General features: G+C 60.2%; 7 protein-coding genes. 2 read left to right on the forward strand and 5 right to left on the reverse strand.

Going from position 1 to position 7,005, the window contains the following annotated elements; genetic code table 11:
• Nucleotides 1–93 precede the first annotated feature (93 nt).
• The 4 genes from QZY01_RS11965 to QZY01_RS11980 form a co-directional block, all read right to left on the reverse strand.
• On the reverse strand, nt 94–480 hold the full coding sequence (locus tag QZY01_RS11965) for a hypothetical protein (protein ID WP_294537457.1): 387 nt from the start codon (nt 478–480) through the stop codon (nt 94–96).
• Between the two features lie 308 nt (nt 481–788).
• Nucleotides 789–1,145, reverse strand: a complete 357-nt coding sequence (locus tag QZY01_RS11970; RefSeq protein WP_294537458.1) for a hypothetical protein — start codon at nt 1,143–1,145, stop codon at nt 789–791.
• Nucleotides 1,146–1,303: 158 nt separating this feature from the next.
• Nucleotides 1,304–2,476: a polysaccharide biosynthesis/export family protein gene (locus QZY01_RS11975; RefSeq protein WP_294537460.1), complete on the reverse strand. Its 1,173-nt coding sequence runs from the start codon at nt 2,474–2,476 to the stop codon at nt 1,304–1,306.
• Between the two features lie 255 nt (nt 2,477–2,731).
• Nucleotides 2,732–4,036 (reverse strand): glycosyltransferase, encoded by a 1,305-nt coding sequence (locus QZY01_RS11980; RefSeq protein WP_294537462.1) that lies wholly within the window; start codon nt 4,034–4,036, stop codon nt 2,732–2,734.
• Nucleotides 4,037–4,378: 342 nt separating this feature from the next.
• Between QZY01_RS11980 and QZY01_RS11985 the strand changes: the two genes are divergently transcribed.
• Both QZY01_RS11985 and QZY01_RS11990 read left to right on the forward strand, forming a co-directional pair.
• Nucleotides 4,379–5,104, forward strand: a complete 726-nt coding sequence (locus QZY01_RS11985) for a CDP-alcohol phosphatidyltransferase family protein (protein ID WP_294537464.1) — start codon at nt 4,379–4,381, stop codon at nt 5,102–5,104.
• Between the two features lie 639 nt (nt 5,105–5,743).
• Entirely contained in the window at nt 5,744–6,160 is a 417-nt protein-coding gene (locus tag QZY01_RS11990; protein WP_294537465.1) for a hypothetical protein, read from the forward strand.
• 237 nt (nt 6,161–6,397) lie between these two features.
• Here QZY01_RS11990 and QZY01_RS11995 read toward each other — a convergent pair whose 3' ends face one another.
• Nucleotides 6,398–6,790: a hypothetical protein gene (locus tag QZY01_RS11995; protein WP_294537467.1), complete on the reverse strand. Its 393-nt coding sequence runs from the start codon at nt 6,788–6,790 to the stop codon at nt 6,398–6,400.
• Nucleotides 6,791–7,005: the final 215 nt, after the last annotated feature.

The raw sequence follows: 7,005 nt of genomic DNA on the forward strand, positions 1-7,005 counted from the left end.
GCGCCATATTGGTGGAGGCTGCGGTTTCGTCGATGAAAACCAGTTTCCCTGGATTGAGACCGGGCTGGCCGTCAAACCATTCCCGACGCTGCTTCAACACGTCCGAACGCTGCTGCTCCGCGGCGTGCGCCGTTTTTTTTTAAATGTGATCCCATGCCGATCGAAGAAGCGCCAAAGAACGGAGACCGAAAAATGCTCGCCGCAGTTGGCGATGAGACTCTGCTGGATCTCCAGGAGCGTGATGTCTGGCGTGCGCCGGATCAAGCCCAGAAGGTAGGCGCGATGCGCCTCGATCCGCCCGGAGCGCCGGTCTCCGCCCGCAGGCTGAGGCGAAATCTCGCCCGTTGTCAGGTAGAGTTTGACCCAGCGCACCGCGCTGGCGATGCTGATTTCGAAGCGTCGGGCTGCTTCATTGCGCGACAAGCCGCCTGAAACGACCCCATCCACGACGCGTTGGCGTAGATCCTCGGAAAGCGCCATTCCCGCCGCCTCCTTCGTACGGCGAGAATCATGAATCACAAATGCGACGATTTGGGAATCCCTGTCGATTCAGCCAGCTCGGAAACCGCTCTAGCCGCTGTTCGGCCTCGGCGAGAAAGCTGCGATTTTGCCGATGCGGATTGCTAATGGACATGGGTGATCCTGAAGGAATTTAACAATGCTCAAACCTAACCATTCATGTTGCAGTGCGTCAAGGACGGAAGCGCTGGATTCGTCGCGGCGGACGCTATGAAGCGCGATCGTCGGGTCGAGGGAGGGGACTCTCGCCGTGAAGAAACGGACAAATCCTATCGTCCACTTCGCTTTTTCGCCGGAGCAGGTTCGGTCTGCGGCAAATCGTAGCAGTAGCGTTTGTCGATGGGGCATTTCAAGATCTGCAGGACGCGGTTGGCCTCGCGCACCGCGCGTTCGGTTTCCCCGGAGAGGCAGACACGATAAGCGAAGACGGAAGCAACGTAATGCTCGACCGCCTGTTCGCAGGCCAGGCGATCCCTGGGAGGGATGGCCGAAGCCTTTTCGGCGGTCTTGTTGGTTGATTTGGCGTAAACCTCGACGCAGGCGGGCGGGTAGGGCGGCGGGCAATAGCTCCAGTTCCAGCGATCGTCTCCGGCCTTCGCGCCGGATGACAGAACACAATGAAGCAAGGCGATAGTGGCCAGCGGACGCGCAGTCGCTCTACGTCCGGCGCTCGAAATCCAACGGCCGGGTGATTTCCGAAAAATCGTCGCCGCCGACACGAATCCCGTTCCTCCAATCGCGTCTTCACGTCAACATATCAAGGGTCGGGCGGAACGCGACAGGGTCAAATCTTGGAAACGGTAAATCCCATCAGCGCCGGCTGGGCCGCCGTGGTGAACAGCTGCATCGCCTTGTAGAATTCGTTGGACGGCGAGGCCGCGACATAGATCATGTCCTTGTTGTGGAGCGGCATATGGCGCGCCACGAAATAGGTGTTGGTGTCCTTCAGGTTGATCCGGTAGACGACGTTGACCGTGCGGGCGCCCGGTTCGATCGGGAAGGTCGGGTCGAGCTGCCGCGCCAAAGAGACGGGTTCGGAGCGCATCAAGAAGACGCCCTGCGGATCGGCGAGATTGTCGAGAATGCCGCCGGATTTGGCGACGGCCTCCTCCACGGTGAGGCCGACGGCGTCGAAGGGTACAAGAGCATTGCGTCCGGCGGCGCCGAAAACCGTAAAAGTCTGCGGTTGTTGTTCGACGGTGATGACGTCGTTCGGGCGGGCGAAAATGTTTTCGCGCGGATTGGTCAGCAGCGCCTGCATCGGCACGCGCGCCGTCGCGTCGCCGCGCGAAAGGGCGATGAACACTTCATGGACAGGCGCCTTGACCCCGCCCGCCGTGGCGATGATGTCGAGTATGCGGTCTCCCCGGCCAGTCAGCGGCACCCGCGCTCCGCCGGTCACTGCGCCGGTGACGGTGACGGTATTGCTGACATTATGCGGCACGGTGACGAGCGCCTGCGGCTCGATGGCCTTGCCGGTCAGATGGGTGACAATGGCGCGTTCCACCTGCGACGGGGTCATGCCGGCGACGTGAATGCGCCCGGCGTAGGGCACTGTGATCGCGCCGTCACGGCCGACGACCTGTTCGGGAATGCTCGCCGAATGCGATCCCGTCGATACACCGCCTATCGCCGCCGAGGAAAACAATCCGCCTGACGCCGCTTCCCAGACCGTGACCTGAACGGCGTCGCCTACGCCGATCGCACTTGCAGGCGGCTCGCCGCCTCTTGCGCCGAACCGGCCGTAAAGCGAGGCCCTCGGGCTGCTGTCGAGGATCGACACGGCGCGCTCGTTGAGTTCGACGGTGAGGTAGCGCGGGATTTCGACCTGATCGACGACCCGTTCGCCGAGGACCTGACTCGTGTTCGGCCCCGCCGATGGCAGATTCGCACATCCCCCGGTGGCCAACGTCAGGCCGAGGAAAGCGAGCGAAGCAATCTGGGGGCGCAGCCGCATTCAGTCCTCTAATTCCAGCATTGGCCGCATAGGTGCAGCGGCGTCGGTCCCAGGTCAACCGCCAAATGCGGTCAAATCAGCCAGCAGGGCATTTTGGGCGCCATCGTGGCGCAATGGGCACAATAGCCTGTTAACATAGATCATTATCGGTGATTTGAGCCGGTTCGCCAGTATTATGGTTAAAATTGGGCCGCTTTCGCTTAGTTGAACGCTTTTGCGGGCGCATTGCATCGCTCGTCTTCGGATTGAACGTCTTCAGGGTGCGAGACGCCTCAGAAATTCGTCAAGTTTACGGAGGCGTCCCTTCTCAATGGCTGGTTCGACCGCAATTGGCGCGCGGCGTTCGGCTGGCGTTTTCGGCGCAGCAAAGGCCAGATCGGCGATCGCCCGGAGCCAGGCCGACGGCGACAGGGGATCGAGATGGACGGCGCCCTCGCCTCCCTGTTCGCGAAAGGGCGCGATGTCCGAGGCGACCACCGGGATGCCCGACGCGAGCGCCTCGGCGACGGGGAAGCCGAATCCTTCGGCGAAAGAGGGCGCCAGCAACGCGCGACTATGGTCGAGAAGAATTTTATAATCCGGGGTAGACAGGCCCGCAACCTCGAGTACATGTCCGCGCAGGGCTTCATCTTCCAAGGCGGCGACGATTTCGACGCAGTTCCAGCCACGCTTGCCGACGACCACCAGCTTCGGCGCGTCGTTTCCATATCGGTCGATGAGGTCGCGCCAGACCCGCAACAGCAGCATATGATTTTTGCGCGGCTCGATCGTGCCGCAGACGATGAAATAGGGAAGCTCCGCCAGTCGCGCGTCGAATTGCGCGGGCTTGCCGAACAGTGTGTCGGTCGGCGGCGGCAGGCGGAAAACAGGGAGGTCGGACCGTCCCAGCCGCGCCAGATGGTCGTGCAGGCGCGACTCGACGCTTGCGCCGGCGACGACGGCGGCTGCGCCGCGCCGCGCCAGCAGTTCGATTCGCATCCGATGCAGAACCGGCTCCCGTCCCCAGAACCAGTCGGGACGGTCGAGGGGCAAAAGATCGTGAATCCAGAACACGGGCCTCACATCGCGACGCTCATCGAGCCAGGCGACGTGGCGCTTCCATTCGAGTGGAAAATGCGTGGCGTTGAAATAAATCGCGCCGCGCGGCGCGGAATGGAGTGGCGTTCTTCCGCTAGGCACCAGGTGGCGGAACAGCGCGTGGGCGATGTTGAGCGCGCGTCGGGGTCTGGGGACGACCAGACGCGAGGCTCCGCCGTGCGGCGGGCTTTCGCCGCGAAGGCGCGCCACTAGGGCTTCGTAGCTTCGTGATCCTTGCGGTCCCGGCGATTCGACCGCCTGTTCGCGCCAGGCGGCGGCGACGCGGTCGGCGGCGCCACGCGAAATCCTGTCGGGCATCAGGCGTGGCCCGGTAAAGCCGAGGCCGAGCGCCTGGGTCTTGAACTCGCCATGCAGGAGAAAATGGCGCGCCAGCAGAAGATCGACCCGATCGATTCCATTTGGCGTGGCGTGCAGGACACGGGTGACCAGCCGGGACAGATCGTAGACAAGGGGGGGGGACATGATCTGCGGCGTGCTTTCCGGGGACGCTGCCTCCGCGACATTCCCAGCCCAGATCAGTCAGCGCGATGAGTTTTGTCAAGGATCGATCGTCGGCGGCGGAGGAAGACGCCATGGGCAGGTCTGCGGCGCTGCTGTCAACAGGATGTCATAGAGCGGGATGAACGCTCCGCCTCGGTCGAAGCGACACTTGATGATTCGAAGCATTTGCTCCAGTAGGGCATAGAGTGTCTTCGAAGGCACAGTATCAAATTTTTTGAGTACGACGAAGCGTGCGCTGTTGACTTTTCGTGTCAGGGTCGGCTAATCAAATTAAATTGTTTTGACATTTTTTAGGAGATGATTGTGGTTCAGCGCGGCAATCCCCATCGTCAAAACCGCAGCGTTCTCGCAGAGTCCGAGCAGGATCTCATCCGTTGGCTGCTGCCAAGGATTCCGCCGCAGACCACCTCGCTTCATCTCACCGCCTTTGGCATGTTTGGCTCTTTTGCTGCGGCTGTCGCCCTGGTTGGCTGCAATTGGACCTTGTTGTGGCTTCCGATGGTCGCCCTTGGCATTTTCATCAACTGGTTTGGCGATTCGCTCGACGGATCCCTCGCGCGCTATCGCAAGGAGGAGCGTCCGCGCTTCGGCTTTCTCGTCGATCACACATGCGACCTGTTCTCGCAGATATTGCTGATCGTCGCCTTCGGGCTATCGCCTTTTTTGTCGCTAGTCTCGGCACTGACGGTCCTGCTCTGCTATCTTTTGTTCTCGGCCTATACCTACATCCGGGCCGCCGCCCACCACATCCACCAGATGTCCTATATCGGCGTCGGCGCGACCGAGTTCCGCATCCTGATGATCGCCTGGGCCTTCGTCGCCGCACTGTGCCACGTCCGCGAGCCTCTGGTGAGCGGGCTCTCCGGTCTGGACCTCGCGATTCTGGGGCTCGCGGTTTTCGCCGTGCTCGGCCTCGGGATCAAGGCGGTCGGCGATGCGCGCCACGTCGCTGCGGAAGAAAACCTGAGCCTCGCGCAGGCTTCGGTAGTCTTCGAGGAAGATGCCGAGGCGGCAGCGGTAGTCGCGTGATCGGCTCGATCGGGTGATTTCGGTTCCGGGCCTTAGCGCCAGTTGAAAAGACGACCGGAGCCGCGGGGTCCAGAATATAAATCGCCAATTTTTTCGTCTGCCTTACCCGGCTGGCGCGGCCTCGATCACGGCGGAGCGTTCGGCGAATAGTTTTTGGCCGGCGACGCTGATGTTCGAAGTGTTTTCTCCGCAACCGATTGCGGCCTCGTTCGCCAATACTTTCAACAGCAATTCAACTGAAAATCTCCGTCTGTTCCTTTTTGTTCCAAGTCCGTTTCTGCCAAAATGACGCCTATTTCCGTTGTTTTTTCAGCGAAATCCCCTTTGACCACAGCCTTCACAAGGGTGGGGTCAAAGGCTCGATCCCTTTATCGCCCACCATTGATTATTAGGGGCTTTTCTGCCAGCACCGTTCGTGCCGAAAACAATAAAACAGCATGGGCGCAGCACGGCGCTGAAATTCGGGCCATCGGCCCTTCAACATCTTCCATATAGGATTGATGCGAGTCAGTCGCAAAAAGCGGCCCACGCTTTTCAGCATGGACCATTCTTTGAACCGCGTTCAGTTGCGGCCCGACCTATTCGCGTTCTTCAGTGGACTTGGCCGTTTGTCCTGAACCGTCAAACTCTGGTGCAGCCATGACTATTCTCGCTTTTCTGTTCATCGGAGCCGTCGTCGTCTTTAGCATCGCCCGCACCGTAAAAAACATCGGGGCTGCCTATGAAGCCGATCTGGAGCAGGTCCTCCACCAGACCCTGGCGGAAGTCAAAGCGGCCCGCGCGTCGGAGGTCGAAGCGGCGAAAGAGGCCGCTGAACGGGGGGATTGGCCGAGAAGTTTGCGCGGCTGCGGGAAACCAAAGAAGTCCTCACCCAGAACGGCGACTTCTTGTGGGCGGACCGCGAATGCATGTCCACCTAGATATATATATATTAGTAGGCGAACTTTTTATGAACACAAGTCGTGTGCTGAGGACATGCATGCAGACAATCCGGTGAACAATCAGTTGGCCGGATTTCTCAGCCAGCGACTGGATCCAAATATTGCAATGGGTTGAAAAAGTATGGCTGGTGCTCCTCCCGCGCCAGCGACGTTTCTCCCCGCCGTTCGGGCCGTCATGGTCCTATTGATTGCTTATCAGACGCAGCGGGCCGAGCGTTGCCGATCATCCTTCGGCTTCGAGCAGCAATTTGAGATGGTTGCGGGTCCCCGCAACCATCAAAAAAACCCCGCTCATCAATGGTGAGCGGGGTTTTCGTTTGGGCAAACGCCGGAGAAAAACAGAGGCGGCCGGTCATATCTTTTCGGGTTCGGGTTCGGATTTTATCGCCGAGAACCAGATGATCGCCAGCAATGCCGCCTGCGCGGGCAGGCGCCAGAACAGCAAGGTCGGCGACAGCCCCGTGAACAGTTCGGGATGCAGCCACATATGGATGTTGGCCGGAGTAACCAGCACGGTCAGGACGAACAGCCCTATGCCCGCCGGTTTCCGCGTGGCCGGAAACAACAGGGCCAAAGCGCACAAAATTTCGAAGACGCCGCTGACATAGACCGCCTCGCGATGCAAAGGCAGATAGGGCGGCATGATCCTCATGAAAAACGTCGCCAGGGCAAAATGGCCGGCACCGCTCGCCAGGAACAAGGCGATGACGAATATCAACCCGGCTTTGCGAGGAAAATCGTTCATTTGATCTCCGGTGGAAAAGTGCGCGGTGCTTTGTCCTCCGGAGCTATACGCTGAGAAGCCGGCGCGGTTTCAGCGTTAGCGGCACGGCGATCCCATCTACCAATTCTCTGAGCGTTCGCTAGCATCCCGGGCAGGCCATGGATGCGTCGGGTGTCGCCGTGAAGAATGATAGTCCTAATGATACTCATCAAGACAATCGCAACGACAACGGGAGC

Source organism: uncultured Rhodoblastus sp. (genome assembly GCF_903903185.1).
Taxonomy (GTDB): domain Bacteria; phylum Pseudomonadota; class Alphaproteobacteria; order Rhizobiales; family Beijerinckiaceae; genus Rhodoblastus.